26 protein-coding genes are annotated in these 26948 nt (G+C 62.8%); 13 read left to right on the top strand and 13 right to left on the bottom strand.

Annotated features, from left to right (window positions below; genetic code table 11):
* Nucleotides 1-44: 44 nt before the first annotated feature.
* The 6 genes from lptF (at nt 45) to rsmA (ending at nt 7633) form a co-directional block, all read left to right on the top strand.
* A complete protein-coding gene (gene lptF / locus AC3WVQ_RS04370) occupies nt 45-1214 on the top strand; it encodes an LPS export ABC transporter permease LptF (RefSeq protein WP_034803922.1) in 1170 nt (389 codons plus the stop codon).
* Complete coding sequence (gene lptG, locus AC3WVQ_RS04365) at nt 1211-2290, top strand: LPS export ABC transporter permease LptG (protein ID WP_034803924.1); 1080 nt, start codon at nt 1211-1213, stop codon at nt 2288-2290. The genes lptF and lptG overlap by 4 nt, the downstream gene beginning before the upstream one ends.
* The gene (locus AC3WVQ_RS04360) at nt 2290-4638 is read left to right on the top strand and encodes an LPS-assembly protein LptD (protein WP_060580928.1); all 2349 of its coding nucleotides are present in this window, start codon (nt 2290-2292) and stop codon (nt 4636-4638) included. Before lptG ends, AC3WVQ_RS04360 begins: the two co-directional genes overlap by 1 nt.
* Before the next feature lie 184 nt (nt 4639-4822).
* Entirely contained in the window at nt 4823-5764 is a 942-nt protein-coding gene (locus AC3WVQ_RS04355; RefSeq protein WP_034803927.1) for a SurA N-terminal domain-containing protein, read from the top strand.
* Nucleotides 5765-5777: 13 nt separating this feature from the next.
* A complete protein-coding gene (gene pdxA / locus AC3WVQ_RS04350; RefSeq protein WP_492382602.1) occupies nt 5778-6806 on the top strand; it encodes a 4-hydroxythreonine-4-phosphate dehydrogenase PdxA in 1029 nt (342 codons plus the stop codon).
* Nucleotides 6806-7633: a 16S rRNA (adenine(1518)-N(6)/adenine(1519)-N(6))-dimethyltransferase RsmA gene (gene rsmA, locus AC3WVQ_RS04345; RefSeq protein WP_089043930.1), complete on the top strand. Its 828-nt coding sequence runs from the start codon at nt 6806-6808 to the stop codon at nt 7631-7633. The genes pdxA and rsmA overlap by 1 nt, the downstream gene beginning before the upstream one ends.
* Before the next feature lie 82 nt (nt 7634-7715).
* Here the strand turns inward: rsmA and gmk are convergent, their stop codons facing one another.
* The 7 genes from gmk to fabD all read right to left on the bottom strand — a co-directional run bounded on the left by gmk (nt 7716) and on the right by fabD (nt 14841).
* A complete protein-coding gene (gene gmk, locus AC3WVQ_RS04340) occupies nt 7716-8375 on the bottom strand; it encodes a guanylate kinase (protein WP_034803935.1) in 660 nt (219 codons plus the stop codon).
* Nucleotides 8376-8378: 3 nt separating this feature from the next.
* Entirely contained in the window at nt 8379-9266 is an 888-nt protein-coding gene (locus AC3WVQ_RS04335; protein ID WP_090294799.1) for a YicC/YloC family endoribonuclease, read from the bottom strand.
* A gap of 133 nt (nt 9267-9399) precedes the next feature.
* Nucleotides 9400-10599 (bottom strand): endolytic transglycosylase MltG, encoded by a 1200-nt coding sequence (gene mltG, locus AC3WVQ_RS04330; protein WP_034803938.1) that lies wholly within the window; start codon nt 10597-10599, stop codon nt 9400-9402.
* A 463-nt stretch (nt 10600-11062) separates the two neighbouring features.
* Nucleotides 11063-12328 carry a beta-ketoacyl-ACP synthase II gene (gene fabF, locus AC3WVQ_RS04325; protein ID WP_034803942.1) on the bottom strand — a complete coding sequence of 422 codons (1266 nt, stop codon included), beginning with the start codon at nt 12326-12328 and terminating at the stop codon, nt 11063-11065.
* Between the two features lie 221 nt (nt 12329-12549).
* Nucleotides 12550-12786: an acyl carrier protein gene (locus tag AC3WVQ_RS04320; protein WP_003531676.1), complete on the bottom strand. Its 237-nt coding sequence runs from the start codon at nt 12784-12786 to the stop codon at nt 12550-12552.
* A gap of 333 nt (nt 12787-13119) precedes the next feature.
* Nucleotides 13120-13857, bottom strand: a complete 738-nt coding sequence (gene fabG / locus AC3WVQ_RS04315; RefSeq protein WP_034803959.1) for a 3-oxoacyl-[acyl-carrier-protein] reductase — start codon at nt 13855-13857, stop codon at nt 13120-13122.
* Between the two features lie 39 nt (nt 13858-13896).
* On the bottom strand, nt 13897-14841 hold the full coding sequence (gene fabD / locus AC3WVQ_RS04310) for an ACP S-malonyltransferase (RefSeq protein ID WP_089043928.1): 945 nt from the start codon (nt 14839-14841) through the stop codon (nt 13897-13899).
* 339 nt (nt 14842-15180) lie between these two features.
* On the opposite strand from fabD, the gene AC3WVQ_RS04305 reads away from it, so the two are divergent.
* The 6 genes from AC3WVQ_RS04305 (at nt 15181) to rplI (ending at nt 19506) form a co-directional block, all read left to right on the top strand.
* Entirely contained in the window at nt 15181-16224 is a 1044-nt protein-coding gene (locus AC3WVQ_RS04305) for an aldo/keto reductase (RefSeq protein WP_090294607.1), read from the top strand.
* A 19-nt stretch (nt 16225-16243) separates the two neighbouring features.
* The gene (locus AC3WVQ_RS04300) at nt 16244-16756 is read left to right on the top strand and encodes a ClbS/DfsB family four-helix bundle protein (RefSeq protein WP_090294609.1); all 513 of its coding nucleotides are present in this window, start codon (nt 16244-16246) and stop codon (nt 16754-16756) included.
* A 274-nt stretch (nt 16757-17030) separates the two neighbouring features.
* The gene (gene rpsF, locus AC3WVQ_RS04295; protein ID WP_034803973.1) at nt 17031-17477 is read left to right on the top strand and encodes a 30S ribosomal protein S6; all 447 of its coding nucleotides are present in this window, start codon (nt 17031-17033) and stop codon (nt 17475-17477) included.
* A 26-nt stretch (nt 17478-17503) separates the two neighbouring features.
* Nucleotides 17504-17752, top strand: a complete 249-nt coding sequence (gene rpsR / locus AC3WVQ_RS04290; protein WP_025426448.1) for a 30S ribosomal protein S18 — start codon at nt 17504-17506, stop codon at nt 17750-17752.
* Between the two features lie 192 nt (nt 17753-17944).
* The gene (locus AC3WVQ_RS04285; RefSeq protein WP_034803975.1) at nt 17945-18898 is read left to right on the top strand and encodes a membrane protein; all 954 of its coding nucleotides are present in this window, start codon (nt 17945-17947) and stop codon (nt 18896-18898) included.
* A gap of 32 nt (nt 18899-18930) precedes the next feature.
* Complete coding sequence (gene rplI / locus AC3WVQ_RS04280) at nt 18931-19506, top strand: 50S ribosomal protein L9 (RefSeq protein ID WP_034803982.1); 576 nt, start codon at nt 18931-18933, stop codon at nt 19504-19506.
* A gap of 103 nt (nt 19507-19609) precedes the next feature.
* On the opposite strand, the gene AC3WVQ_RS04275 is transcribed toward rplI, so the two are convergent.
* From AC3WVQ_RS04275 to AC3WVQ_RS04265, 3 genes are read right to left on the bottom strand one after another with little or no spacing between them, the layout of a single operon-like run.
* Nucleotides 19610-20707 (bottom strand): HlyD family secretion protein, encoded by a 1098-nt coding sequence (locus AC3WVQ_RS04275; RefSeq protein ID WP_090294611.1) that lies wholly within the window; start codon nt 20705-20707, stop codon nt 19610-19612.
* An 18-nt stretch (nt 20708-20725) separates the two neighbouring features.
* The gene (locus AC3WVQ_RS04270; RefSeq protein ID WP_090294612.1) at nt 20726-22438 is read right to left on the bottom strand and encodes an MFS transporter; all 1713 of its coding nucleotides are present in this window, start codon (nt 22436-22438) and stop codon (nt 20726-20728) included.
* Between the two features lie 5 nt (nt 22439-22443).
* A complete protein-coding gene (locus AC3WVQ_RS04265) occupies nt 22444-22887 on the bottom strand; it encodes a MarR family winged helix-turn-helix transcriptional regulator (protein ID WP_034803983.1) in 444 nt (147 codons plus the stop codon).
* 332 nt (nt 22888-23219) lie between these two features.
* Between AC3WVQ_RS04265 and AC3WVQ_RS04260 the strand changes: the two genes are divergently transcribed.
* Complete coding sequence (locus tag AC3WVQ_RS04260; RefSeq protein ID WP_043611355.1) at nt 23220-24722, top strand: replicative DNA helicase; 1503 nt, start codon at nt 23220-23222, stop codon at nt 24720-24722.
* A 117-nt stretch (nt 24723-24839) separates the two neighbouring features.
* On the opposite strand, the gene AC3WVQ_RS04255 is transcribed toward AC3WVQ_RS04260, so the two are convergent.
* From AC3WVQ_RS04255 to AC3WVQ_RS04245, 3 genes are all read right to left on the bottom strand, one after another.
* Nucleotides 24840-25139: an AzlD family protein gene (locus AC3WVQ_RS04255; RefSeq protein WP_090294614.1), complete on the bottom strand. Its 300-nt coding sequence runs from the start codon at nt 25137-25139 to the stop codon at nt 24840-24842.
* Nucleotides 25136-25789 carry an AzlC family ABC transporter permease gene (locus tag AC3WVQ_RS04250; protein WP_060580970.1) on the bottom strand — a complete coding sequence of 218 codons (654 nt, stop codon included), beginning with the start codon at nt 25787-25789 and terminating at the stop codon, nt 25136-25138. Before AC3WVQ_RS04250 ends, AC3WVQ_RS04255 begins: the two co-directional genes overlap by 4 nt.
* Nucleotides 25790-25945: 156 nt before the next feature.
* Nucleotides 25946-26803: an AraC family transcriptional regulator gene (locus tag AC3WVQ_RS04245; protein WP_034804294.1), complete on the bottom strand. Its 858-nt coding sequence runs from the start codon at nt 26801-26803 to the stop codon at nt 25946-25948.
* Between the last annotated feature and the right edge of the window lie 145 nt (nt 26804-26948).

Raw genomic sequence — 26948 nt, 5'->3', positions numbered from 1 at the left:
CGCCGGAACAGAAACATGAGCAGGATTTTGGACCGGACACGGGCATGAAGCTGATCGAACGCTACATATTCCGGCGTGCCGTGATCATGTTCCTCGCGACGCTCCTGCCGTTGCTTGGCATCACCTGGACGACTCAGGCGCTGACCAACGTCAACCTCGTCACCGACAACGGCCAATCCGTGCTCGCCTTCGCCAAAGTGGCGACCCTCATCCTGCCTTCCGTCATCACGATCATCCTGCCGTTTGCGCTGGTGATCGGCGTCACACAAACGCTGACGACGATGAACACCGATTCGGAGCTGACGGTGCTCAACGCCGCCGGCAGCTCGCGCATGGCGATCATCCGGCCGGTGGTCTACCTGGCATTGGGCCTCAGCGTGCTTTCCTTCGTGGTCGACAATTTCGTCGAGCCCTATTCGCGTATGGCCTTGCGCAAGATGCTTGCGACCGCCAACGCCGATCTGCTGTCGTCCGTCGTGCAGGAGAACACCTTCCGCAAGGTCGCAGACAATCTATACGTCCAGGTTGGCGCGCGGCGGGGCGGCGGCGTGCTGCAGGGCATCTTCGTCGCCGATTCGCGCAATCCGAGCTTCGAGCTCGTCTACTATGCCCGCGAAGGCGCCATCGACGACAAGAGCTCGGCGCTGGTGATGAAAGACGGGGAAGTGCAGCGCAAGCTCCCCGACGGTAGCGTGTCGATCATCAAGTTCGACTCATATGCCTTCGATCTCGCCGACATGACCAAGACGACGCGCGAGGCGACCATTCGAGCGAAGGACCGCGACCTTCCCGGCCTGATCAATCCGGACCCGGAAGATCACGTCTACAAGAACAATCCGCTCGCCTTTACCGCCGAACTCAACCGTCGCTTCACGGAATGGACCTTCCCGCTGCTCTTCGGCCTGATTGCGCTGGTCTTCAGCAGTGACGCACGCTCCCATCGCGAAGCGCGGCTTCATCCGATGGTCAGCGCGCTCGGCACGGCCCTGCTCATCCGCTGGATGACGTTCTATGCCGGCAACAGCGCCGAGGACTCCGTGTGGTTCGTGCCGTTGATGTATGCCGTGCCGCTGATGGCGGGCGCCCTCTGCATTCACCAGCTCGTCAGCAACAGGCGACTGGACATTCCGATGACCGGGCAGGAAAAGCTGCAGGAACTCCTGGTTCGCCTGCGCCTGATGCGGCCTGACGCCGAGAAAGGGCAGCCGTCATGATGGGCACGCTCGGCCGCTACTTCTTCATGCGCTACGTTATCACGACGTTCTGGTTCCTCGTCGGGATCTTCTCGCTGGTCTTCATCATCGACTTCAGCGAACAGGCAAGCCGGCTGGCAAACCTGCCGCGCTACAGCATCTCCGGCGCCCTGTTGATGACCGCGCTCCGAATCCCGCTGATCCTGCAGCAGACGATACCCTTCGTCGCGCTGTTTTCGGCCATGGCGGCGCTGATTTCGCTCAACCGCCGCTACGAGCTGGTCGTGACCCGCGCAGCCGGCATCTCCGTCTGGCAGTTCCTGCGGCCCTTCATCCTCGGCTCCTTCCTCTTCGGCGTGCTGGCGGTCGTGGCGCTCAACCCGCTTGCTGCCTGGGGAACGAAGCGCGGCGAGGCGCTTTTGGCCGAATGGGGCTCCACGCGGAACGCCGATGCCGGCTCGATCCCGTGGCTGCGGCAGATCTATAACGGCACGGACACGATCATTGGCGCGCGCTCGGTTCAGGACAACGGCACGACGCTTCTCAACGTCACCGTCATCCACTTTGATCCACAGGGCACGATCATTCTGAGACAGGATGCGGCGTCGGCGAAACTCGAAGATGGTTACTGGCTTCTTAACGACGTCACGGAAACGCGCAACGGACAGCTTCCGCAACGTTTGAAAACAGCACAGCTGGCCACCAATCTTAAGCCGGAGTTTGTTCAGGAACGTCTTGCAAAGGCTGATTCCATTCAGTTTTTCGACCTGCCGCGCAAGATCGAAGTGGCCCGCTCCTTCGGTTTTTCGACCAACGGCATGGAAACTCAATTCCACTCAATGTTGTCGTTGCCGCTGCTGCTCGTCGCCATGACGCTGATCGCCGCTTGTGTGTCGCTGAAATTTAGCCGGTTTAACCAATCGCGCTCCGTAATTCTCGGTGGCATCCTTTCAGGCTTCGTGCTTTATGTCGTCACCGTGCTTGTCAAAGCATTCGGGAGCAGCGGCATTGTGCCTCCTTTCGTTGCAGCCTGGTTGCCAGTTGTTGTAGCGATGGCGCTGGGCTCGACGATTCTTTTAAATCAGGAGGATGGCTAGTGGCGGTAGTGAACCGCAAACGTATAAGGCTGATCAACGCTGCCCTGCTTGCAGGCGTGGCGCTGCAGACACTTGCCATGGGAATGAGTGCGCCTGCAATGGCGCAGCAGGCTTCGGACCGCCTCGATTCGTTGCGCCCGAACATGCCGGAAGACGCCAAGCTGCTTCTGTCCGCCAATGAGCTCGTCTACAACAAGGACGCCGAAAAAGTGATCGTGCGCGGCAACGTGCAGATCGATTACGGCGGCTACAAGATGGTGGCCCGTCAGGTCGAGTACGACCAGAAGAATGGCCGCATCTATGCATCCGGGGAAATCCAGTTCATTGAGCCGGGCGGCAATGTCGTCTATGCCGACAAGATGGATGTCACCGACGATTTCGGGGACGGTTTCCTCGAGCAGATGCGCATCGAAACCACCGATCTGACGCGGCTTGCTGCCACGAGCGGCGAGCGCCGGAACGGCGAAGAATTCATCCTGAACGAGGCCGTCTATACGGCTTGCACGCCGTGCTCGACCAAGCCGGAACATCGCTCGCTGTGGCACATCAAGGCCCAGCGCGTCATCCAGAACGGCCGCACGCGGACCATCCGTCTGGAGAACGCGCGCTTTGAGCTGTTCGGCAAGCCGATCGCCTATATTCCGGTCATGGAGCTGCCGGACCATACGGTCAAGCGCAAGAGCGGCTTCCTGTTTCCGACGTTCCGCTCGGCCCAGAAACTCGGAGTTGGCGTCGGCGTCCCCTACTACTGGGCGATCTCGCCCTATATGGACGCGACGGCGACGCTTACCGGCCTGACGCGACAGGGCTTCCTGCTGGAGGGAGAATTCCGCCAGCGGTTCCACAACGGCTTCCATACGCTGAACTTCGCCGGCATCAGCCAGCTCGATAAGGGCAAGTTCACGCCCGGCACCGTCGACGCGATGCATACCAATCGCGGCATGATCGCGTCGAAGGCTGAGTTCGAGATCAATCCGCGCTGGACCTTCGGCTGGAACGTACTCGTCCAGTCCGACGCCAACTTCGCCAAAACCTACGAGCTGTCGACGTTCGACGGCACCACCTATACCAACCAGGCCTACCTGACGGGGCTCGGCAAGCGGAACTACTTCGATCTGCGCGCCTTCTACTTCGACATTCAGGACGCCGACGCCAACAGCATCGAGGAAAACCAGCAGCCGGCGGCGCAGGTCCTCGACTATTCCTACAAGGCGCCTGATCCCGTGTTGGGCGGCGAGCTTTCCGCGACGTTCAACTTCACGAACGTGAAGCGCAACCGGCTCGACGCGTTTACCCAACCGGGCGTGGTCCGCTTCCGCGGCCTAGAAGGCACCTCGCACCGCCTGACCGGCGAACTCGAGTGGAAGCGCACCTTCATCGCCCCGGGCGGCCTGGTCCTCACGCCGCTGCTGGCAGCGCGCGGCGATGCCATCGGGCTGAACATGGACAATCCCGGTCCGGCCTATACCGGCGACTTCAACACGAGCGATGCGGCAACGCGGCGCATGTTGACCGCGGGCCTCGAAGCCCGCTACCCGATCCTGTTCGTCGGTGAGGACAGCAGTCACGTCGTCGAGCCGATCGCACAGCTCTACGCGCGCCCGAACGAGCAATATGCCGGCGGCCTGCCGAACGAAGACGCGCAGAGCTTCGTGTTCGACGCAACGAACCTCTTTGACCGTGACAAGTTCTCCGGTTTCGACCGGATCGAGGGCGGCACGCGCGCCAATGTCGGCTTCCGCTACACGGGGACCTTCGACAGCGGCTACGGCCTGCGTGGCATCGTTGGCCAGTCGTTCCATCTGGGTGGCCTGAACTCGTTTGCGACGGACGACCTGGTCAAGGCCGGGGCGAATTCCGGTCTTGAGACCAAGAGCTCTGACTACGTTGCCATGTTCGGCATCGACGCACCGTCCGGTCTGATGGCGAGCGTTTCCGGCCGCCTCGACGAAAAGGACCTGTCGCTGCGCCGTGCCGATACCACCGTCGGCTATCTCGGCACGACCTGGCAGGCCGCGATGACCTATACGCGCATCGAAGCGCAGCCGCTCTACGGATCTCTGTCCAACCAGGACGAAATCCAGACCGCCGCCGCCTACCGGTTCCACGACTATTGGTCGGTGTTCGGCGCGATCACCTATGACATCAACAAGGATGTCATCTCACGCAACGGTTTCGGCATCACCTACGACGATCAGGACACGCTGTTCTCGATCGTCTACAAGCAGGAACGCGATACCGATGCCAATGTCGCGAACGATTGGTCGATCGGCGCGAGAATCAGCTTCCGTACACTCGGCGACGTGAACGTCGGCGACACCAAGTTCGAAGAGCTCGACTATTATTGATATCGTCAAGCGAGTGGGCGGGTCAAAAGTTCGCCCATTCGTCGATATCGGCACCGTCAAACGGTCTTGTCATCGTTTGGCCGCATGTATTATGCATTCCCTCCGACAAGATAAGGCAACGGCGCAAGGCCGGCAGGCGGACAAAGCCTGTCGACGGTGATAGTCCGGGATATAGGAAAAGAGAATGGGCGGGAAAATGTCGATCTTGAGGACACTGTCGGTACTGGCTTTGGCCGGCACCTTGAGCGTTGCAATATGCTCCGGAGCTCAGGCAGCAGCGAGCACGGTCAAGGTAACGGTCAACAACACGGTGATTACCTCCGGCGACATCGCCAAGCGCGTGGCCTTCCTTCGCCTGCAGCGCCAGAAGGGCGGCAACGACGAAGCCAAGAAGCAACTCGTCGACGAAGTTCTCAAGCGTGCCGAGATCGCACGCATCGGCCAGTCCGTCAGCACGCAGGAAGTCGATGCCGCCTATGCGCGCTTCGCCTCGGGCAACAAGCTTTCGACCGAGCAGCTCGGCAAGATTCTCGATCAGGCCGGCGTCGGCTCCGAACATTTCAAGCAATTCATCGCCGTGCAGATGAGCTGGCCGCGTGCGGTCAACTTCCGTTACGGCAGCTCTAACCGCCTCCAGGGCGCCGACCTCGTCAAGCGCATGATGGAAGGCGGCGGACAGAAGCCGGTGACCACCGAGTATTTCCTGCAGCAGGTGATCTTCGTCATTCCCGAGAAGAAGCGCGGCGCGATCACCGCGAAGCGGCAGGCGGAAGCCAACGCCTCGCGCGCTCAGTTCCCGGGCTGCGAAACCTCGAAGGTGTTTGCCGCCAACTATCGCGACGTGTCGATCCGCAGCCTCGGCCGCATGCTTGCCCAGCAGCTGCCTGACGAATGGAAGCCGCTGATCGAGAAGGCCGGCGAGAATGGCACCACCGGAACCCGCGTGACAGAAAAGGGCGTCGAGTACCTGGCGATCTGCAAGAAGCGTGAGGTCAACGACGACACCGCCGCCGAAATCGTCTTCCGCGCCGAGGATATCGGCAAGAAGAAGGCCGGTGGCGAAGACCCGAACAGCGAGAAGTACCTCGAGGAGCTGCGCAAGAAGGCGCAAATCGTCAACAAGTAATCACGACGGAAACATGCGCGAAACTACCGGCGGGCCTCTCGCCCTGACCATGGGCGACCCGGCCGGTATCGGGCCGGACATCAGCCTCTCGACCTGGCTCGGCCGCCGCGACCATGCGACGGCCCCCTTCCTTTTCATCGGCGACCCCGCAGTCCTTGCCGCGCGCGCCTCGATGCTCGGCTACACGGTGTCCATCCGCGAGACGGATTGCGCCGGCGCCCTCTCCCTCTTCGACACGGCGCTGCCGGTCCTGCCGCTTGCCTGCCCTGCCCCGGTCAAGGCCGGCGAGCCCGACACCGTCAATGCCAGCGCCGTGATCGGGGCGATCGACACGGCCGTGCGACTGGTGACCGCCGGACAGGCCTCGGCCGTGGTCACGAACCCGATCGCCAAGGCGGTTCTCTATGACGCCGGCTTCCGCTTCCCGGGCCATACCGAATATCTCGCCGATCTTGCCGAAAAGGCGACGGGACAGCCGGTGCTGCCGGTGATGATGCTGGCCGGACCGAAGCTGCGCGCCGTTCCCGTCACCATCCATATCCCCTTGAAGGACGTGCCGGAGCAACTGACGCCGGACCTCATCTACCGCACCTGCGCGATTACTGCGGCCGACCTTCGCAATCGTTTAGGACTTCGACAGCCACGGCTCGCGATCGCCGGGCTGAACCCGCATGCGGGCGAAAACGGTGCGCTCGGTCTCGAGGACGACGCCGTCATCCGGCCCGTCATCGACAGGCTGCGTGCGGAGGGTATCGATGCGGTCGGCCCGCTGCCGGCAGATACGATGTTCCATGATCGCGCACGCGCCACCTACGACGTGGCCATCTGCATGTATCACGACCAGGCGCTGATCCCGGCCAAGGCGCTCGGCTTCGACGATAGCGTCAACGTCACGCTCGGTCTTCCCTTCATCCGCACGTCGCCCGACCACGGCACGGCCTTCGGCCTTGCCGGCAAGGGCGTCGCCCGCGACGACAGCCTTCGGGCCGCGCTCGACCTTGCCGCATCGCTTGCGGCCAATATGCCAGGAGATACCCGCTGATGGCCGCCCTTGACGGTCTTCCTCCGCTACGCGACGTCATCCAGCGTCACGGCCTCGATGCCAAGAAGGCGCTCGGCCAGAACTTCCTGCTCGATCTCAACCTGACGCAGAAGATCGCGCGGACCGCCGGTTCGCTCGAAGGGGCAACGGTCATCGAGGTCGGCCCCGGACCGGGAGGCCTCACCCGCGCCATCCTCGCGCTCGGTGCCAAGAAGGTCATTGCGATTGAGCGGGACGCGCGCTGCCTGCCGGCACTTGCCGAAATCGGCGCGCATTATCCCGATCGGCTACAGGTCATCGAAGGCGATGCTTTGAAGACGTCGTTCGAGACGCTTGCCGACGATGGGCCGGTCAAGATCATCGCCAACCTGCCCTACAATGTCGGCACTCAGTTACTCGTTAACTGGCTGCTGCCCGAGCGCTGGCCGCCCTTCTGGCAGTCGCTGACGCTGATGTTCCAGCGCGAAGTGGGCCTGAGGATCGTCGCCGACGCGGATGACGACCATTATGGCCGCCTCGGCGTGCTCTGTGGTTGGCGCACAAAGGCGCGGATGGCATTCGACGTGCCGCCGCAGGCCTTTACGCCACCACCGAAGGTGACGTCGTCCGTGGTCCATCTGGAGCCGGTGGAAAACCCGATCCCCTGCTCGGTCGCGGCGCTCGAGAAAGTGACGCATGCAGCCTTCGGCCAGCGCCGCAAGATGCTGCGGCAGAGCCTGAAGCCACTCGGTGGCGAGGCGCTGCTTGCCAAGGCCGATATCGACCCGCAGCGACGCGCCGAAACACTTTCGGTGGAAGAGTTCTGTCGCCTGGCCAACTGCCTCTGAGCGGGCATATGGATCGCAAGGCGCGCGCTACAAATAGCGTGAATCAAAAATGGCTCCTCACGGAGCCATTTCTTTTGAAGCCTTAGAACGGGTTTTCGGTCAGCAGCCCGTTGACGAAATCGAACAGGCCGGGGCGCCGGTCGCGGCGCAGGCGTTCGGCCTCGACGATCGCACGCACGGATGCAAAGGCGCGGTCGAGGTCGTCGTTGAGCACGATGTAATCATACTCCCGCCAGTGCTCGATCTCGGCGCGCGAGTTGGCAAGGCGCGTGGCGATCACCTCTTCGCTGTCTTCGGCGCGACGATGCAGGCGTGACTGCAGTTCAGCCATTGACGGCGGCAGGATGAAGATCGAGACGACGTCGCCCGCCATCTTCTCCTGGAGCTGCTGAGCGCCCTGCCAGTCGATATCGAACAGCATGTCCCGGCCCGCGGCCATGGCCGCCTCGACCGCATCTCGCGGCGTGCCGTAGAAGTTGCCGTGCACCTCCGCCCATTCGAGCAGCGAGTCGGTGGACCTCAGCGCCTCGAACTCGCGGATCGACTTGAAGTGATAGTGCCGTCCATCGATCTCGCTTGGTCGCCGCTGACGCGTCGTCACGCTGACCGAAATGCTCATCTCCGGATCGGCTTCCAGGAGGTTGCGCGCAATGGTCGACTTGCCTGCGCCCGACGGCGAGGAAATGACGAGCATCAGCCCACGACGGGCGATCTTGATGGGCGAAGGGGTCGCCGGGTTCATACCTTACTCCAGATTCTGGACCTGTTCGCGGAACTGGTCGATGACGACCTTCAGCTCGATGCCGGCGGCAGACACAGCGGCCGCGTTGGACTTGGAACAGATCGTATTCGATTCTCGGTTAAATTCCTGTGCGAGGAAATCGAGCTTGCGCCCGACGGGACCGCCCTTCGACAGAAGCTCCCGGGCGGCAACGATGTGGGAACCAAGCCGGTCGATCTCCTCGCGAAGATCCGCCTTGGTGGCGAGCAAAGCGACTTCGGCGTGGAGCCGGTCCCGGTCGAGCGACGAGCCGTTGTCCATCACCAGAGCTACCTGTTGCGCCAGCCGATCGGCAATCGCAGCGGCGCTACGTGACGGGTCGGACTCGACCGTCGCCGTCAGCCGCTCGATCGTCTCGACCTGTCCCAGCAGGATCTGACAGAGTGCCGCGCCCTCGTCTGCTCGCATCGCGCGCAAATCGGCGAGCGCACCCGCCAGACCTGCCAGGATACCGGCATCGAGCGCCGCACGCTCTTCTTCGCTTTCTTCCGGCTCGCGGAAGTCGACGATGCCGCGGATCGAGAGAAGCGTGTCGAACCGGAGCGGCGCGGGATCGACGAGATCACCGAGCTGGCCGCGCAGGTTCAGCACCGCCGTCAAGGCTGCCTGGTTGACCACGGCCTCGACGGCCGCCTCGCCGCCGCTGACGGAGAGGCCGATCTGAAGATTGCCGCGGGAAAAATACTCCGCTGCGAGCTTGCGCACCTCGGGCTCGAAGCGCTCGAGCCCCTGCGGCAGGCGCAGCCTGAGGTCCAGGCCCTTGCCGTTGACGGAGCGCAGCTCCCAGGCCCAACGACGGCGGCCGCTGCTGCCTTCTCTCCGGGCAAAGCCGGTCATCGATTGGAGCGGCATCATCACCTCCGTTGCGGTTTCAGCAGAAGCAATAAGGCGACGGCGCGGCATCCCGCAAGGGATATCCGCGCCGTGATTCGTCCGTCCACAATGCAAGCACCGCTGCGCGGCTATGCGCCGCCAGCAGCCGGCGTTATTGCGGCTGCGTGGCTGCCGGCTCGGCGGTGCCCGCGTCAGCCGCAGCCTTCGCCGCTTCTGCCGCCCGCTCTGCCTCGACCTTGCGCCAGCGGCGGACATTGGCATTGTGCTCGTCGAGCGTCTCGGCAAAGACGTGGCCGCCCGTGCCATCGGCAACGAAGTAAAGCTCAGGCGTGCGCGACGGATTGGCGACCGCTTCCAGCGCTGCACGACCAGGATTGGCGATCGGCGTCGGCGGCAGCCCCTTGATGATATAGGTGTTGTAAGGCGTCTGCTTGTCGATGTCCGACTTCAGGATCGGCCGGTCGGCCGGCTTACCGTCACCGCCGAAGATGCCATAGATGATCGTCGGGTCGGATTGCAGCCGCATGCCCTTGTCGAGCCGGTTGATGAAGACGGAGGCGACGCGCGGACGCTCGTCGGCGCGACCGGTTTCCTTCTCCACGATCGAGGCAAGCGTCACGAGCTCCTCAACCGTCGACACCGGCAGGTTGGGATCGCGCTTTTCCCATATCTGGCCGACCAGCACCTTCTGGGCTGCGGCCATCTGCTGAACGATCTCGCCGCGCTTGGTGCCGCGCGTGAACTTGTAGGTGTCCGGCATCAGGGTGCCTTCCGGCGGCAGCTCCGTCGGCAGGTCGCCGACGAGCACTGGATCGTCGGCCAGCCTGTGGAACATCTGCTTGACGGTCAGGCCTTCCGGCAGGGAGACGGAGTAGAGGATCGACTTGCCCGACTTCAGGAGCTGCATGACCTCCTGCATCGACGAGCCGGCCTTGATCTCATATTCGCCGGCCTTCAGCGTCTCGTTGTCGAGGTAGGCTTCGGAAACGAAACGGAAAACGCGCGCATCGGTGATGATGTTGCCGCGCTCGAGCCCGCTGGCGATCTCGCTCATGCCGGCGCCGCCCCGGACGATGAAGTTCTGGTTCGCCTGCAGCGGACCCGGCTTTTCGTACTGGTGCATCGCATAATAGACCGTGCCGGCAGCGGCGAGCGCTGCAAAGACAATGACGGTCATGACAAAGTTCAGGAAGATCACGACCTGGCTGCGGGCCTTGCGCGATCGTTTCGGCGGTTGCGGCACTTTTTCCGGACGCAGGGCCTCGTTTGCCGATTTCGGAATGATCGGTCCGTTGCTCGCGTTTTCACTGCGGCCAAATTGCGCCGCGCCGTTATCGTTTGAGTCGCTCACGATTATCCCGAACCCGAAATTCGCGGCCTCATTCTCTTCCTGCTTCCGGTGCGAATTTCGGACTGGACCGTGGCAGGCATAGGTCAAATTTATAAAACGGTGCCGCCCAGAAGGCCGACGTCCGCAGTTACTCAAAAATCCGCAGTCGGTGCAATCTCACCGAAGAACCACAGAAATGTGTCGAATCACCGTCCGTTCAAGAGAACGCGGCGGACGACCGACACTTTAATCCGGAACCACGGCCCGCGGCAAAAACCCGGCAAACCGCAATTCCAGGCAATGACTGAAGGGCAATCTGACAGATTTGCCTTGCGCGAACATCGCGGTCGGCGAGCGCCGTCTTCCGCGACGACGCCTCCTCCCACCACATGCTTGTAGCGAGCAATACGGCAAAAGCTGGATCATCGCGCCGCCTTTGACGGTCGGCGCGACAATTGGCTCAAGCGACGCTCCAGGCGCGCGATCAGGCGCCGGTGTAGCGGCGCAGGACCAACGAGGCGTTGGTGCCGCCGAAGCCGAAGGAATTCGAGAGCGCCACGTTGATTTCGCGCTTGCGCGCGACATGCGGCACGAGGTCGATCTTCGTCTCGATCGACGGATTGTCGAGGTTCAGCGTCGGCGGCGCAATGTTGTCGCGGATCGCCAGCGCCGAGAAGATCGCTTCCACCGCGCCGGCAGCGCCGAGCAGGTGGCCGATGGCCGACTTGGTCGAGGACATCGAGATCTTCGACGCGTGTTCGCCGACCAGGCGCTCGACGGCGCCAAGCTCGATCGTGTCGGCCATGGTGGAGGTGCCGTGGGCGTTGATGTAGTCGATATCGGCAGCCGTCAGGCCGGCTCGCTTCAGCGCCATCTGCATGCAGCGATAGGCACCGTCGCCATCTTCCGACGGAGCGGTGATGTGAAACGCATCGCCCGAAAGGCCGTAGCCGACGACTTCCGCATAGATCTTGGCGCCACGGGCCTTGGCATGCTCGAGCTCTTCGAGGATGACGACGCCGGCGCCCTCGCCCATGACGAAACCATCACGGTCGATATCGTAGGGGCGCGAGGCCTTCTGCGGATCGTCATTGTGCTGGGTCGATAGCGCCTTGCAGGCGGCAAAGCCGGCGAGCGAAATCCGGCAGATCGGCGATTCCGCACCACCGGCCACCATGACGTCGGCATCGCCGAGCGCGATCAGGCGGCTCGCGTCGCCGATCGCATGCGCGCCGGTCGAACAGGCGGTGACGACAGAGTGGTTCGGACCGCGCAGCTTGTGGCGGATCGACACCTGGCCCGAGGCAAGATTGATGAGCCGGCCGGGAATGAAGAACGGTGAGATGCGGCGGGGGCCCTTGTCGCGCAGCGTGTAGCCGCCTTCGACGATGCCTTCGAGACCGCCGATGCCCGAACCGATCAGCACGCCGGTCGCGATCTGGTCTTCATCGTTCTCCGGCTTCCAGCCGGCATCGGCCAGCGCCATGTCGGCCGCTGCCATCGCGTAGACGATGAACGGATCGACCTTGCGCTGCTCCTTCGGCTCCATCCAGTCGTCGGCATTGAAGGTAGCATCGGTGCCGTCGCCGAAGGGAATGCGGCAGGCAATCTTGGCAGGAAGGTCCTCGACCTCGAATTCGGTCACCTTGCGCGCGGCATTGTGCCCGGCAAGCAGGCGCGCCCACGTCGCCTCAGTTCCGCAACCCAAGGGAGATACCATGCCGGTACCGGTGATAACGACACGTCTCATAGTCCGCGACCCACCCTGACTTTTCCATTTCAGAGCCGGATCGGACCACGTGTAACGAACCCGATCCGGGCATCCATTTTAAGGTTCTTATTCACGATCAGAGGGATATGCGGGAAACGCTTGCTGATCGAAATCCCCGCTCAGCGCGGGATAGCCCACTTCCCTGGGCTGAAACGGGCCGCTTTAGGCGGCCCGTCCACGGCCGAAGCCGCTTTAAGGTATTAGGCCTGAGCCTTTTCGATGAACTTGACGGCGTCGCCGACAGTCAGGATCGAGTCAGCAGCGTCGTCCGGGATTTCAACGCCGAATTCTTCTTCGAAAGCCATGACCAGTTCGACGGTGTCGAGCGAGTCCGCGCCGAGGTCGTCGATGAAGCTTGCGCCTTCGCTGACCTTTTCGGCGTCGACGCCAAGATGATCAATAACAATTTTCTTTACGCGTTCTGCGATATCGCTCATGTCGGAGTTCCTCGACCTTCGTTTCTGTAGGCGCCTATTCCGGCACCGGTACTCTTCTGTAAGCCTGATAGACCAAGACGGCCCACCCGGCAATCCATCCAACCGGAACTGCGGCAAACCCAAGGCAGCCAAGGCTGCCGGGCACCTGGCGGGACCGGTCGACTGCTAACAGTCATGGCCCGATTAACACGGTTTAACGCTGTCGCAAAGTCCGAAAATGCCTGTCATTCGCTTGCTCAACATTGAATTTCAGGCATTTGGCAGGCGGCGTCCCGGGACGTTGAAGATCGCCCACCGCACAATCTCGGCGGGCGGCCCATCCCGGAAACCGGATCAGATCATGGCCATGCCGCCATTGACGTGAATTGTCTGGCCGGTGACGTAGCCCGCTTCGTTGGAAGCGAGGTAAACGACCGCCGAAGCGATTTCAGCGCCGGTGCCCATCCGCTTCATCGGGATCGCGCCCATGATCGCGTCCTTCTGCTTGTCGTTGAGCTTGCCGGTCATCGCGCTTTCGATGAAGCCCGGAGCCACGCAGTTGACCGTGACGTTGCGCGTCGCGATTTCCTGGGCCAGCGACTTGGAGAAGCCGATCATGCCGGCCTTGGAGGCGCAGTAGTTCGCCTGGCCGGGGTTGCCGGTGACGCCGACGATGGAGGTGATGTTGACGATGCGGCCGAAACGGCGACGCATCATCGGATGGGTGAGTTCGCGCGTCAGGCGGAACACGGCCGTCAGGTTCACTTCGAGAACGGCATCCCAGTCCTCGTCGCTCATGCGCACGAAGAGACCGTCCTTGGTGATGCCGGCATTGTTGACGAGGATGTCGACGCCGCCAAGCTCGGCTTCGGCCTTCTCGCCGAGCGCCTTGACTTCGGCGCGGTCGGAAAGGTTTGCCGGGAAGAGTTGCACGCGATCGCCAAGTTCGTTGGCAAGCGCTTCCAGCTTTTCGACGCGGGTGCCGTGCAGACCGACGGTCGCGCCCTGGGCGTGCAGCATGCGGGCGATTTCTTCGCCGATACCACCGGATGCACCGGTAACGAGAGCCTTGCGGCCGGAAAGATCAAACATCTCTTTGATTCCTTATAACTGGAGCGCCTAGGCGTTCGCTCAGGCGAGCAAGGCGGCGAGTGCTGCGTCGATATCGGCGGGCGTATTGACGGCGATACCGTTGACGGTCTTGTCGATGCGGCGGGCAAGCCCGGTCAGGACCTTGCCGGAGCCGAGTTCATAAAGCGTCGTGACATTGTTGGCGGCAAACCATTCGACCGTCTCGCGCCAGCGGACCTGGCCGGTGACCTGCTCGACCAGCAGCCGGGCGATCTCGTCGGAATCGCTGACCGGGGCGGCGAGCACGTTGGCGATGACAGGCACCACCGGATTACGCTTCTCGACCTTGGCCAGCGCCTCGCGCATCGCGTCGGCAGCCGGCGCCATCAGCGCGGAATGGAAGGGGGCAGAGACCGGCAGCATCAGAGCGCGCTTGGCGCCCTTTTCGGAAGCGAGTGCTGCGGCCTTCTCGACGGCAGCCTTCTCGCCGGAAATCACCAGCTGGCCGCCACCATTGTCGTTGGCGATCTGGCAGGAACCGAGCGCGGAGGCTTCGCGGCAGACGGCTTCGACATCCGCATGTTCAAGGCCGATGATCGCCGCCATTGCGCCCTTGCCGACGGGAACCGCCGCCTGCATGGCGTTGCCGCGGATGCGCAGGAGACGCGCCGTGTCGGCAATGGAGAAGGTACCGGCGGCACAGAGCGCCGAGTATTCGCCGAGCGAATGGCCGGCGACGAAGGAAACCTTGGACTTGAGGTCGAGGCCCTTGGCTTCGAGCACGCGAATGACGGCCATAGATACGGCCATCAGCGCCGGCTGGGCGTTCGCAGTCAGCGTCAGTGTTTCCTCGGGGCCGTTCCACATGATCTCGGACAGCTTCTGGCCGAGTGCTTCATCGACTTCGGCAAAGACGGCTGCCGCTTCCGGAAAAGCGTCGGCCAGATCCTTGCCCATGCCGACAGCCTGGCTGCCCTGGCCTGGAAACGTGAATGCAATGCTCATGGGATCGTCCCTTCCCTAGATCACTAGGATTTCGGGTCGGCGCGACACGAAATCCTAGTGATCGGTTCTTATGAGTTAGAGCGGGATGCAGGCAGAAACCATACATCTCCGGCTTCCTCTCCATTCACATTCCTTACCGACGAGTCAAGCTTGGAGGCCGGCACGGACACGGCCGACGAGGCCTTTTGCCCTTGATCTTCAACAATCAAGGCGTAAGTTTGCCGCCCGATGTCGCTCTGCCCTACCCGATCACCAGGGTCGAGGCGACCGCTCCATTCCCGGTGCCAGCGCCCCTTCCCTCCCAGGTCGGCGCCGCCCTTCACAAGGATACTTATCTAGATGCGCTACAACACGCTTGGCCGCACCGGCATCAAGGTCTCGGAAATCTGCCTGGGCACCATGACCTGGGGTTCACAGAACTCCATCGCCGAGGCGCACGAGCAACTGGATTACGCCTTCGAAAAGGGCGTCAACCTCATCGACACGGCCGAACTCTACCCCACGACCCCGCTTTCGCCGGAGACCTATGGCGACACGGAACGCTTCATCGGCGAATGGCTGGCCAGGCGCGGCCGGCGCGATGAGGTCGTCGTTGCGACCAAGGTCGCCGGCCCCGGCCGCCCCTATATCCGCAACGGCAACCCGACGACACCCGAGGGCATCGACCAGGCGATCGACGCCAGCCTCAAGCGGCTGAAGACAGATTATGTGGACCTTTATCAGCTTCATTGGCCGAACCGCGGCCACTACCATTTCCGCAACGCCTGGTCCTATGACCCGTCCAAGCAGGACAAGGATCATGTCGCGAGTGACCTCCGGGCAATCCTCGACAAGCTCGGCGACCTCGTGAAGGCCGGCAAGGTCCGCGCCATCGGCCTCTCCAACGAAACGGCCTGGGGCGCGATGAAGTTCATCGACATGGCAGAGCGTCATAGCCTGCCGCGCGTCGCCTCGATCCAGAACGAATACAACCTGCTTTACCGCGCCTACGACCTCGACCTGTCGGAGCTGTCGCACCACGAAGACGTGGGCCTGCTCGCCTATTCGCCGCTCGCCGCCGGCCTCTTAAGCGGCAAGTACCTCGATGGCGCGAAGCCGAAGGGCTCGCGACTTTCGATCAACGGCGATCTCGGCGGCCGCTTCACGCCGCACCAGGAACCGGCCGTCGAAGGCTATGTCAAACTGGCACGCGAGCACGGCCTCGATCCGGCGCAGATGGCCATCGCCTTCTGCCTGGCGCGGCCGTTCATGGCTTCCGTCATCATCGGCGCGACCTCGATGGAGCAGTTGAAGACCAACCTTGGCGCCGTCGACCTTACGCTGTCGCAGGACATCGTGAACGGGATCCGGCGGCTGCACCGGATCTACCCGATGCCGATCTGAGCGTGAGACCAGATCGCCGATGCCGGTACCCCAGACGAAAGCGGAACTGCTTGCGGCGATCGACGTCCAGTTCGCCAGGCTGATGCGCGAGCTGGAACGGGTTCCTGACGAGCGCTACCGCGAACCGTCGCTAGAAGGCCACGCCAAGGGCACGATGATGAGCGTCGGCGACCTCGTCGCCTACCTCATCGGCTGGGGCGAACTGGTGATCAAATGGATCGATCGCGATCAGCGCGGCGAGCTGGTCGACTTCCCCGAGACGGGCTATCAATGGAACGAACTCGGACGGCTTGCGCAGAAATTCTATGCGGACTTCCACGCTCTTTCGCCGGGCGAGCTTGTCGCCAGACTGAGGCGCAGCAAGGAGACGCTCGAGGTACTCATCAGGGATCGCGACGAGCAGACGCTTTACGGGCGGCCATGGTACGGAAAATTCACGCTCGGACGCATGATCCAGTTCAACACTTCCTCTCCCTATGCCAACGCCCACGGCCGCCTGCGCAAATGGAAAAAGGTGAACGGGCTGGCGTAGAAAGCGGAAAAGACGCGGCAAGCCTTGCCTTCCGCGGAAAAATGCGTATAAGCGCGCTGTTCGAAATGCCCGGTCTTCTGGCTGGTGGCTGAACGGAGGGCCGGCTTCCTCGAGGGGAGCCGTTAGGATTGCACGTCTTTCCGGCCTCCCGTGTCTCCGCTCTCGACCGTCTCGATACAACACTTTCTTGCCGGCTGCCTGCAGCCACTAAGAACAGTCGTTGAGGCTTAGCCGCCGAGGTCCGGGCTGATTAACGCAAGAAAGGCAAGCCACAATGGCTCTTTATGAACACGTATTCCTGGCCCGCCAGGACATCACGCCGCAGCAGGTCGACGGTCTCGTCGAGCAGTACAAGGGCGTGCTCGAAGCAAACGGCGGTAAGGTCGGTCGCGTCGAGAACTGGGGCCTGAAGTCCCTCACCTACCGCATCAAGAAGAACCGCAAGGCTCACTACGTTCTCATGGACATCGATGCTCCGGCAGCGGCTGTTCACGAAATCGAGCGCCAGATGCGCATCAACGAAGACATCCTGCGCTACATGACGATCGCCGTCGAGAAGCACGAGGAAGGCGCGTCTGCCATGATGCAGAAGCGCGACCGCGACGACCGTCCGCGCCGCGATGGCGACCGTCCGGAGCGTGGCTTCGGCGACCGTGGTCCGCGTCCGGACCGTGGCGACCGCGAAGACCGCCCGCGCCGTCCGCGCGAAGACCGTGCGTAATCAAGAAGCTTTAGGAGATTAAGACAATGGCTGAAGTTTCTTCCGCTCCGGTTCGTCGCCCGTTCCACCGCCGCCGCAAGACCTGCCCCTTCTCGGGCGCAAACGCTCCGCGGATCGACTACAAGGACATCCGTCTTCTGCAGCGCTACATTTCCGAGCGCGGCAAGATCGTTCCTTCCCGCATCACGGCCGTTTCCCAGAAGAAGCAGCGCGAACTCGCCCAGGCGATCAAGCGTGCACGCTTCCTCGGCCTGCTGCCCTACGTCGTTTCCTAAGAACGGCTGACTCTCCGTCAGTCTTCTGACTCGACGGAACCCGACTTGTTGGGAGAGGCGCTCCCCGAAGGTGAGCGCCTCTTTCTCTCCCTTCCGCGATGGGCGCGGATCGGAACCGGCGCGATGCGCCAAAATCCCATGCTGGGGCTGCGCTTTGGCCATCCCCTAACTGCACGAAGCAGGACAGCGAACGTGACGAATGTGAACAGGACATCGCTGCTGACCGGCGTTCTCGCCGGCTTTACCGCCGCCCTCTTGTCGATGGGCGCGAATACGCAGTCGTCTCTTGCGATCGTCCTTTATGCCGCTTCGGCACTTCCAATCCTGATTGCCGGCCTCGGCTGGGGCAATGCCGCAGCGATCACCGCGATCGTCACGGCCGGCGCCACCGGTGCCGTTCTCGTTTCGCCCTACTTCGCGCTGCTGATCCTCGTTGTCACGCTGATCCCGGCCGGTTGGCTGAGCCATCTCGCCAATCTCGCCCGCCCGGCGTCCGAACTCGGCGGCCCGGACGAGGCGCTTGCCTGGTATCCGCTCTCCGATATCCTCAGCCATCTCGCCGGTCTGGTGACCGTCGGCATGATCATCGTCGGCGTGATCGTCGGTTATGGAGCCGATATCTCCGATCGCATGGTCGATATCGTCATTCAGGCCGTGAAGGCGCAGGACAGCGCCTACAACCCGGATGCGGCTGCCATCGCCCAGATCAAGTCGCTTTTCACCCTCGCTTTGCCGCTCGTCCAGGGCGCGATCTGGGTGCTGATGCTGTTTACCGCCTACTACCTCGCCACCCGCATCGTGCAGATGTCCGGCCGGTCGTTGCGCCCGCGCGAGGACATTCCGTCGACGCTGCGCATGCACCGCAACGCGATCTTCATCTTTCTCGGCGGCCTGGTCCTCACCTTCCTCGGCGGCGCACCCGCAACGATCGGCGCGCTGATCTGCGGAACCTTCGGCGCGGGCTTCCTGCTTGCCGGTTTCGCCTCCTTCCATTTCCGCACACGCGGCAAGTCCTGGCGGCTTCCCGTGCTGTGGATTGCATACCTGTCGGTGCTCGTGTTCACGATCCCGGCATTCTTCTTCCTCCTGTCCGGCCTGATCGATACGCGACGCACCATCGCGGTCACGCCGGTTGGAAAAAACTGACCAACGAACTGGAACTCTGAAAGGAAACCAACATGGAAGTCATTCTTCTCGAACGTATCGCCAAGCTCGGCCAGATGGGCGAAACCGTAAAGGTTCGCGACGGCTTTGCCCGTAACTACCTCCTGCCGCTCGGCAAGGCGCTGCGCGCCAACGCTGCCAACAAGGCCCGTTTCGAAGCTGAGCGTTCGACGCTCGAAGCCCGCAACCTCGAGCGCAAGTCGGAAGCCCAGGCTGTTGCCGAGAAGCTCGACGGCAAGTCGTTCATCATCGTCCGCTCGGCTGGCGAAACCGGCCAGCTCTACGGTTCGGTTGCTGCCCGCGACATCATCGAAGTGCTCGCTGCCGAAGGCTTCAACGTCGGCCGCAACCAGGTCGACCTCAACCAGCCGATCAAGTCGATCGGCCTGCACAAGGTCACGCTGCACCTGCACTCGGAAGTCGAGATCTCGGTTGAAGTCAACGTTGCCCGTTCGGCCGAAGAAGCCGGTCGCCAGGCAAAGGGCGAAAGCCTGACCTCGGCCGACGCCATCTACGGTGTTGACGAAGACGCCCTCAAGCCGGAAGACTTCTTCAACCCGGAAGCCGAATTCGAAGGCGAAGAAGAATAAGCCTTAAAGGCCATTCAACACGCGAAAGCCCGGATCATCGATCCGGGCTTTTTTCTTGGTTGCGCGGCCGTTTCTGGCAATGGCTCTGTGGGCCTCGGCCGTCTTATCCGTGGGCGGCAACAGGCGCGACACCGATGTTCGCCTGGTCCGGCGCAACGCGCACCGGCGCGTCCTTGTCGACGCGTACGACGACCGAAAGGCCGGGCGACAGCATTTCCGCCAGCGGCTGGCCGGGATCGACGACGATGCGCACGCCGACGCGCTGGGCCACCTTGGTGAAGTTGCCGGTGGCGTTGTCCGGACGGATGATGCTGAACTCCGAACCGGCGGCGGGCGAGAACCGCTCGATATGCCCCGTCAGCTCGTTCCGCTGCAGCGCGTCGACCGCGATGGCGACGGGTTGGCCCGCCTTCATGCCGTCGAGCTGCGTTTCCTTGAAATTGGCGACGACCCAGACGTCGTTCGGCACCAGCGCCAGGAGTTGCGAGCCGGCCGTCACATATTGACCGATCCGCGCGCCGATCTCACCGAGACGGCCGTCCCGCGGCGCGACGATGCGGGTGTTGTCGAGATCGATTCGCGCGAGTTCGACGGCCGCTTCCGCCCCGCTCACCGCGGCTTGCAATCCGGCACGCGCGCCAAGCGTCGTCGCCAGCGCCTGCTTCGACACTTCCAGCCCGGCCTCTGCCTGGCTCACGGCAGCGTCGGCCTGCTCAAAGCCTGCACGCGCCTGGTCGGCATCACTGCGGGTCGAAACACCCTTTTCCGCGAGCGGGCGGATGCGGTCCCAGGTCGCCCGGGCCCGATTGAAGGCAGCCTTGGCACCATCGAGCTGCGCCTGGCTGGCGGCGATGCCCGCCTTGGCGGAAAGCTCCTGCTGAAAGGAATTGGCAAGTGCGGCTTTCTGCCCGGCAAGCGTGGCTTCCGCCTGCGCCACCCTCTGCGCATAGATGCGGTCGTCGATCTTGACCAGCAGTTGCCCGGCCTTGACCGTCTCGTAGTCGTGCACCGGAACGTCGGCGACATAGCCCGCAAGCTGCGGGCTCATGATCGTTACAAAGCCGCGCACATAGGCATTCTCCGTCGATTCCACCGAACTGTGGAACGGCGGCAGCCGCCAGGCGTAGAGCACAAGGGCGATACCGGCGATGCCGGCGAGAAGAACGATGATGCTCGTGGGAGAGCGCAAGGATTTCAACATGGTCGTCAACTCTGTCAATCAGGTGGCCGGCATCGGCGCAGGAGCGGACAATCTCTGCCTGAGCCAGTTGTAGAAGATGTGCAGCAGCAGCCCGGCGAGCGCGAAAAGCGCGACCGCCGAGGCAAGCAGGAAGGCGTCGTTGTAGGCGAGGATGTAAGCTTCGCGGGTCACCTGTTGTGACAACAACACGGTGCCCTCGCCGCCGAGCAGGGTCTTGTCGCCCATCACCTTGGCGTAAGCGGCGGAAAGCTGGTTGACGCGCTGGGCAACCAGAGGGTTCGAGAGCACGATCTGTTCCGCGAGAAGGTTGGAATGAAACTTTTCACGGATCGTGACGAAGGTACCGAAGGCGGCGGAGCCGATCAGGCTGCCGATGCTCTGGGTAAAGAGGAAGATCACAATGAAGCTGAGGATATAGCTCGGCCCCTTGGCGAGCGCCGCCTTGAAGCCGCGCGCCATGGCCGGCGGCAGGAAGAGCGCCGTTCCGGACGCGATCATCGCCTGGCTCAGATACATCTGCTCCGGCCGTGTCAGGCTGGTCGCCTGGCTGTCCATGTAGGCGCCGGCCGCCAGGAGGCCGAGTGCCAGAATATGCACGCGCTCCGCATGTTCAGGATTCATCAGCGCGGCGCAAAGCAGACCGCCGCCGATGGCCGCAGCAAGGATGATCCAATAGAGGGTTGCGACCTGCTCGAACTGGAGACCGAGCTGCTGGTAGAAGTTCGCAGCAACAGTCGATTGTTCGGAGGCGACCAGCCGGAAAATCAAGAGAACGGCGGCAAAGTGCACGATCTCCTTTGAAGCGATCCAGCGCACGTCGATCAACGGCACCGGGCGATAAAGCTCGATCAGCACCGCGGTCGTCAGCGTCGCTATCGAGACGACCAGCAGGACGCCGAGCCAAGGAGCCTCGAACCACCAGTAGAGGCGCCCCATGGTCAGGACCACGGCGAGGCAGCCGAAGGCGACGGCGACGAGGAGGTAACTCAGGATATCCATGCGCTGGATAACCTTGGCATGCGGGACCGGCGTCAGCGGCAGCAGGTAGATGATCGGCAGCGCGATCAGCGCCAGCGCCATTTCCAGCGTGTAGAGCGCATGCCACTGGCCATATTCGATCAAGGTCGGCGAGATCAGGCGGGTGACCGGCGCGGAAATCGTCGTGCAGGTGAGCGCCAGCGCCAGCCCGACGGTCAGTTTGCGCGCCGGCGGAAAGGCTTCGAGCATGTAGAGGAAGCCGAGCGTCGACATCGGTGCGGCGGCAATGCCGCTGATGAAGCGCACGACGATCGCCGAATGCAGATCGGAAACGAAGACGTTCATCAACGAGACGACGACGAAACCGGCGATGCTGATTTCGGCAAAACGGCGCAGCCCGTATTGGGCGCGGATCTTCACCAGCGCGATCGACAGGCTGACATTCGGCGCCATGTAGGCCGCCGAGAGCCAGCCGGCTTCGATGGAGGTCGCCGAAAGCGAGCCCTGGACCTGCGTAAGGTTGGCGAGCGCCAGGTTCATGCCGAGCCCCTGCGTCAGGAACAGGAGCACGGAGCCCAGGACATAGACCGCCGAAAGCAACAGACCTTTCTCGACGGGGGCCGGCACGGGGGTTGGCGCCGGTTCCGGCGCAATAACGGTTTCTCCGTGTTGGTCCTCGTCGACGGCCTCCGCGGCCTCAAGCTCGGAGGCAAGGCGATTGTCGTTTGCGGCGGCCGTCGCGACTGCGCCCATCGCCGTCACTCCCGCGCCAGCGACTGAACATTGTCGGCGATCGCACGAACCACCCGCTTTGTCACGGCAAGCTCGGCTGCGTCGATGCCTTGCAGCACTTCGGCCCGGATTTCGTCGGCAAGCCTGAGGATCTCGTCGGCAACGGTGCGGCCGAGTTCGGTCATATGGATTTGCTTGGCGCGTCGGTCGGAGACCTCGACCCGCCGCTCGATGAAGCCCTGCTTCTCCATGCCGTCGAGCAGGCGCACCAGTGTCGGGGTCTCGATGTCGAGTTCGTCGGCGAGCTCCCGCTGGTTCAGGCCATCCTTCTTCGTCAAGGCGAAGAGCGCGCGGGCGCGCGACAGCGTCAGCCCCTTCTCCTTCACCCGCGCATCGAACACGGCGCGCAGCTTGCGATTGAGCAGCGACAGGGCATCGAACAGTTCGCGGTTCACGGTGGGTTGATACATTGGTATCTTTTCCATATTACTAGCATGCTAATTATTCTGCCTCTATCTAATCCAAATGCGGTGGATTTTCAAGATGCGGATTTGAGGCAGAGGAGGACGGCGCTACACTTCGTTTCGTCGGGAAGGTTCGGGTGATTCGCGGCGTCAACGACCAAATTTGTGACGACGGCATAATCCGCACATTTGCGAGCCCCCGCCTGTGGATCAGTCGAACAACGGGAACAGCGCCGGGCGCGGTGACGTCGCTTCGCGACTGTGTCCCTCGTGCACTTGACCCGGCCCGCGCTAAAACGCAAACCGGTGCCACACCAGACAGAGGCAGAGATAAACGAATGAACGAAGCGTCGCGAAAGCTATCCCCTATCGGCAAAGATCAGGCGGACCAGCACTACCGCGAGGCCCCGAACAACCTCGAGGCCGAGCAGGCGCTGCTTGGCGCGATCCTCGTCAACAACGACGCGTACTACCGCGTGTCGGACTTCCTGAAGCCGGTGCATCTGCACGAGCCGCTGCACCGCAAGATCTACGAAGTCGCCGGCGACATCATCCGCATGGGCAAGATGGCGAACCCGGTCACCATCAAGACCTTCCTCAAGGCCGACGAGAAGGTCGGCGACGTGACCGTCGCGACCTATCTTGCGCGCCTTGCCGGCGCTGCCGTCTCGATCATCAACGCCGAAGACTATGGCCGGGCGATCTATGACCTGGCGCTGCGCCGTTCGCTGATCACCATCGGCGAGGACATGGTCAACATCGCCTATGACGCGCCGCTCGACATGCCTCCGCAGGGCCAGATCGAAGACGCCGAGCGCCGTCTGTTCGAACTTGCCGAGACCGGTCGATACGACGGCGGTTTCCAGTCGTTTAACGACGCCGTGGCGCTCGCCATCGACATGGCCGGCCAGGCCTTCGAGCGCGACGGCAGCCTTTCGGGCATTTCAACCGGCATCCTGTCGCTTGATGGCCGGATGGGCGGCCTGCAGCGTTCCGACTTGATCGTGCTTGCCGGACGCCCCGGCATGGGCAAGACCTCGCTTGCCACCAACATCGCCTACAACATTGCTGCGGCCTACGAGCCGGAAGTCCAGGCTGACGGCTCGTTCAAGGCCAAGAACGGCGGCGTCGTCGGCTTCTACTCGCTCGAAATGTCGTCCGAACAGCTCGCCACCCGTATCATCTCCGAGCAGACCGAAGTCTCCTCCTCGAAGATCCGCCGCGGTGACATCTCCGAGGCCGACTTCGAAAAGCTCGTCGCCTGCTCGCAGATGATGCAGAAGGTGCCGCTCTATATCGACCAGACCGGTGGTATCTCGATCGCCCAGCTTTCCGCCCGCGCGCGGCGCCTGAAGCGCCAGCGCGGCCTCGACTGCCTAGTGGTGGACTACATCCAGCTCATGACCGGCTCGGGCAAATCCAGCGACAACCGCGTGCAGGAAATCACCCAGATCACCACCGGCCTCAAGGCGCTCGGCAAGGAACTGAACGTTCCGATCATCGCGCTCTCGCAGCTCTCCCGTGGCGTCGAAAGCCGCGAAGACAAGCGGCCGCAGCTGTCCGACCTTCGTGAATCGGGCTCGATCGAGCAGGACGCCGACGTCGTGCTCTTCGTGTTCCGTGAGGAATACTACGTGAAGAACCTGGAGCCGCGCGACGAGTTCGACCCGAAGTACGAAGAATGGAAGATGAAGATGGAGCAGGTGAAGGGCACGGCCGACGTGATCATCGCCAAGCAGCGTCACGGACCGACCGGTACCGTGAAACTCGCCTTCCAGTCGGAATTCACGCGCTTCACCGATCTCGCCGATCCATCCTTCACCCAGTACGAAGAACACTAGGGTTCCGTGGGGGCGGCCGGAGCGGGCTGGGAAAAATGTTTGCGGTTTCCCAGCCCGCTCTCAATCTCAAATGGCACGTGCCTTTTGGCTGAAGCGCGCCGCGCCAGCACAAACCTCTCAGAACACGAGGCGCAGCAGCGCTACCGAGACGACACCGACGGCGACCGATACCAGGAGCGGCAGCCGTATGGCGGCCACGGCCGTCGCGGCAGCGGCGATCGTTTCCGCCGGGCCGGTCACGAAGGCCGTCGGCGCGATAACCGCCATCAGCACGGCCGGCGGTATCGCCTCCAGTGCGCGCTTCTGGCTTTCCCCGATCGTCACATACCGGATCAGCACGAGACCGCCGATGCGGGTCGCGATCGTCGCAGCCGCCATGGCGACGATGGCAAGCAGTGTATTTGGATCGACGGTCATGCATGGGCCTCCTTGCGTGCACCGGAGAGAAGCGCGACCACGACCCCGGCCGCAGCCCCGGCAGCGATGTACCAGACACCTGGCAGCAACTGATGCGTGAGCACGGCAGCACAAGCGCTAGCCGCCAGAACGGCACCCGTCTCCCGTCCTTTCCAGAACCCCATGACCAGCACGATGAAGACGGCGGGGAACGCAAAGTCGAGGCCGGTAACCTTCGGATCGCCCAGGAATGCCCCAAGCAACGCGCCCGCAAGGCTCGTCAGCACCCAAAGGCAGTAGAAAGGCACCGCAAGGCCCGCATACCAGGCAGGCGTCAGCTTGCCGTTGCTCGCCCGCATCTCGGCCATGGCCCAGATCTCGTCGGCCAGAAGCAGCATCGAGGCATAGCGCGCCGGGCCGGAGAAACTGTCGAGCTTGCCGCCGATCGAAGCGCTCATCAGCACATGGCGGATGTTGACGAGCAGTGCCGAAAAGCCAAGCGCCGCCCAGGACGCCGGATGCGTCCAGATATCCATCGCGACGAACTGGGACCCGCCGGCAAAGACCAGCGCGCTCATCAGCGCCACCTCGGCCGGCGCAAGTCCCTTGCTCGCCGCCACCGCACCGAACACGAGGCCGACCGGCATGACCGCGACGATCAGCGGCGTCATAGCAACGGCCGCGGCCCGAAATTCCTGGAACGCACTTCTTTCCTGCAACGTCCACGTCTCCATTCGCGCGATGCGCCGCCCTTCCACACAGGCGCGCGATCGCAATTGCCCGAGTGTTCTAGGACTCGGGCTGCGGATCGTCTTGAACGAAAGTGATCAGCCGGCGCGGAAGGCCCCAGGGGTGACGCCGGTGCGCGCCTTGAAATGACGGCTGAAATGCGCCTGGTCGGCAAAACCGCATTGATAGGCTGCGTCCACCGCCGACCAGCCGTGCCGCAGCAGTGTCTTTGCCGCCCGCACGCGCTTGTCGGTCAGGAACGCATGCGGGGTGATGTGGAACTCCTTGCGGAACGCGCGGATGAGGTGGGCGCGGCTGAGGCCGGCGACCTTCGCCAGTTCCTCGAGCCCGATGTCCTCGGCATAGTTTTCCGCCAGGAAGTCGCGCGCCCGGTGAACGGCCGATTGCTCGCGCGTTTCGATCGGCGTGATGATCGTGCTGCCGTGGCGCTCGAACATCGCGGCAAGCACCGCGAACATTTTTTCCTCCGCCTCGAGCGTCGCCCCCGACACTTCGAGCGTGCGGTGGGCCTGATGGAAGGAAAGAGCCAGGTCCGGCGCCTGCAAAACACGCTTGGAGAAGGATGGCGTGCCCTTGAAAGCGCGTCCGGTGACATCCTCGATGATGCTCACCAGCAGTTCGGCGCTCGGATAGACCATGCGATAGCGATAGCCGCTGCCGCCCGGATGACCGTCGTGAATTTCGTCGGGATTGATCAGATAAAAGTATCCGGGGCCGGCCTCCGAACGCTCGCCCTTGATCTTGCTGATCTGCGAGCCGGCCTCGATGGCGCCGATGCTGAAGGTTTCGTGCGCGTGCGGCGCAAATTCATGGGTGATGAAGGTCGCCGTCAGACATTCCATGCCCATGAAGCGGGAATCCCGCCAGAAGCGCGTGCGCTCGGCGCCCTCTATCGGCATGACATCGATGGCTTCTTCCTGCGAAATTGTCTGCATGGCAAAACCATAGTGCGCCTGCGCGGCTGCGTCTTGCACAAAAGTGCTCGTTTGCCTGGTCCATCCGCGAGGGCGCTACGACAGGGGAATATTTGCGACGCTCTGCGCTTGGCTGTATTGATCCTGGATCATCCACGCAGAGTGC

The sequence above is a fragment of the Ensifer sp. EB106-05-01-XG146 genome (genome assembly GCF_058791875.1).
This window is presented reverse-complemented; position numbering and strand designations above follow the sequence as displayed.

Excerpts from the sequence above, each read along its gene's own strand:
- lptF (WP_034803922.1), top strand. The coding sequence starts at position 45 with ATGAAGCTGATCGAACGCTACATATTCCGGCGTGCCGTGATCATGTTC.
- lptG (WP_034803924.1), top strand. The coding sequence starts at position 1,211 with ATGATGGGCACGCTCGGCCGCTACTTCTTCATGCGCTACGTTATCACG.
- AC3WVQ_RS04355 (WP_034803927.1), top strand. The coding sequence starts at position 4,823 with ATGGGCGGGAAAATGTCGATCTTGAGGACACTGTCGGTACTGGCTTTG.
- pdxA (WP_492382602.1), top strand. The coding sequence starts at position 5,778 with ATGCGCGAAACTACCGGCGGGCCTCTCGCCCTGACCATGGGCGACCCG.
- rsmA (WP_089043930.1), top strand. The coding sequence starts at position 6,806 with ATGGCCGCCCTTGACGGTCTTCCTCCGCTACGCGACGTCATCCAGCGT.
- gmk (WP_034803935.1), bottom strand. The coding sequence starts at position 8,375 with ATGAACCCGGCGACCCCTTCGCCCATCAAGATCGCCCGTCGTGGGCTG.
- AC3WVQ_RS04335 (WP_090294799.1), bottom strand. The coding sequence starts at position 9,266 with ATGCCGCTCCAATCGATGACCGGCTTTGCCCGGAGAGAAGGCAGCAGC.
- fabF (WP_034803942.1), bottom strand. The coding sequence starts at position 12,328 with ATGAGACGTGTCGTTATCACCGGTACCGGCATGGTATCTCCCTTGGGT.
- AC3WVQ_RS04320 (WP_003531676.1), bottom strand. The coding sequence starts at position 12,786 with ATGAGCGATATCGCAGAACGCGTAAAGAAAATTGTTATTGATCATCTT.
- fabG (WP_034803959.1), bottom strand. The coding sequence starts at position 13,857 with ATGTTTGATCTTTCCGGCCGCAAGGCTCTCGTTACCGGTGCATCCGGT.
- fabD (WP_089043928.1), bottom strand. The coding sequence starts at position 14,841 with ATGAGCATTGCATTCACGTTTCCAGGCCAGGGCAGCCAGGCTGTCGGC.
- AC3WVQ_RS04305 (WP_090294607.1), top strand. The coding sequence starts at position 15,181 with ATGCGCTACAACACGCTTGGCCGCACCGGCATCAAGGTCTCGGAAATC.
- AC3WVQ_RS04300 (WP_090294609.1), top strand. The coding sequence starts at position 16,244 with ATGCCGGTACCCCAGACGAAAGCGGAACTGCTTGCGGCGATCGACGTC.
- rpsF (WP_034803973.1), top strand. The coding sequence starts at position 17,031 with ATGGCTCTTTATGAACACGTATTCCTGGCCCGCCAGGACATCACGCCG.
- rpsR (WP_025426448.1), top strand. The coding sequence starts at position 17,504 with ATGGCTGAAGTTTCTTCCGCTCCGGTTCGTCGCCCGTTCCACCGCCGC.
- rplI (WP_034803982.1), top strand. The coding sequence starts at position 18,931 with ATGGAAGTCATTCTTCTCGAACGTATCGCCAAGCTCGGCCAGATGGGC.
- AC3WVQ_RS04275 (WP_090294611.1), bottom strand. The coding sequence starts at position 20,707 with ATGTTGAAATCCTTGCGCTCTCCCACGAGCATCATCGTTCTTCTCGCC.
- AC3WVQ_RS04270 (WP_090294612.1), bottom strand. The coding sequence starts at position 22,438 with ATGGGCGCAGTCGCGACGGCCGCCGCAAACGACAATCGCCTTGCCTCC.
- AC3WVQ_RS04265 (WP_034803983.1), bottom strand. The coding sequence starts at position 22,887 with ATGTATCAACCCACCGTGAACCGCGAACTGTTCGATGCCCTGTCGCTG.
- AC3WVQ_RS04260 (WP_043611355.1), top strand. The coding sequence starts at position 23,220 with ATGAACGAAGCGTCGCGAAAGCTATCCCCTATCGGCAAAGATCAGGCG.
- AC3WVQ_RS04255 (WP_090294614.1), bottom strand. The coding sequence starts at position 25,139 with ATGACCGTCGATCCAAATACACTGCTTGCCATCGTCGCCATGGCGGCT.
- AC3WVQ_RS04250 (WP_060580970.1), bottom strand. The coding sequence starts at position 25,789 with ATGACGCCGCTGATCGTCGCGGTCATGCCGGTCGGCCTCGTGTTCGGT.
- AC3WVQ_RS04245 (WP_034804294.1), bottom strand. The coding sequence starts at position 26,803 with ATGCAGACAATTTCGCAGGAAGAAGCCATCGATGTCATGCCGATAGAG.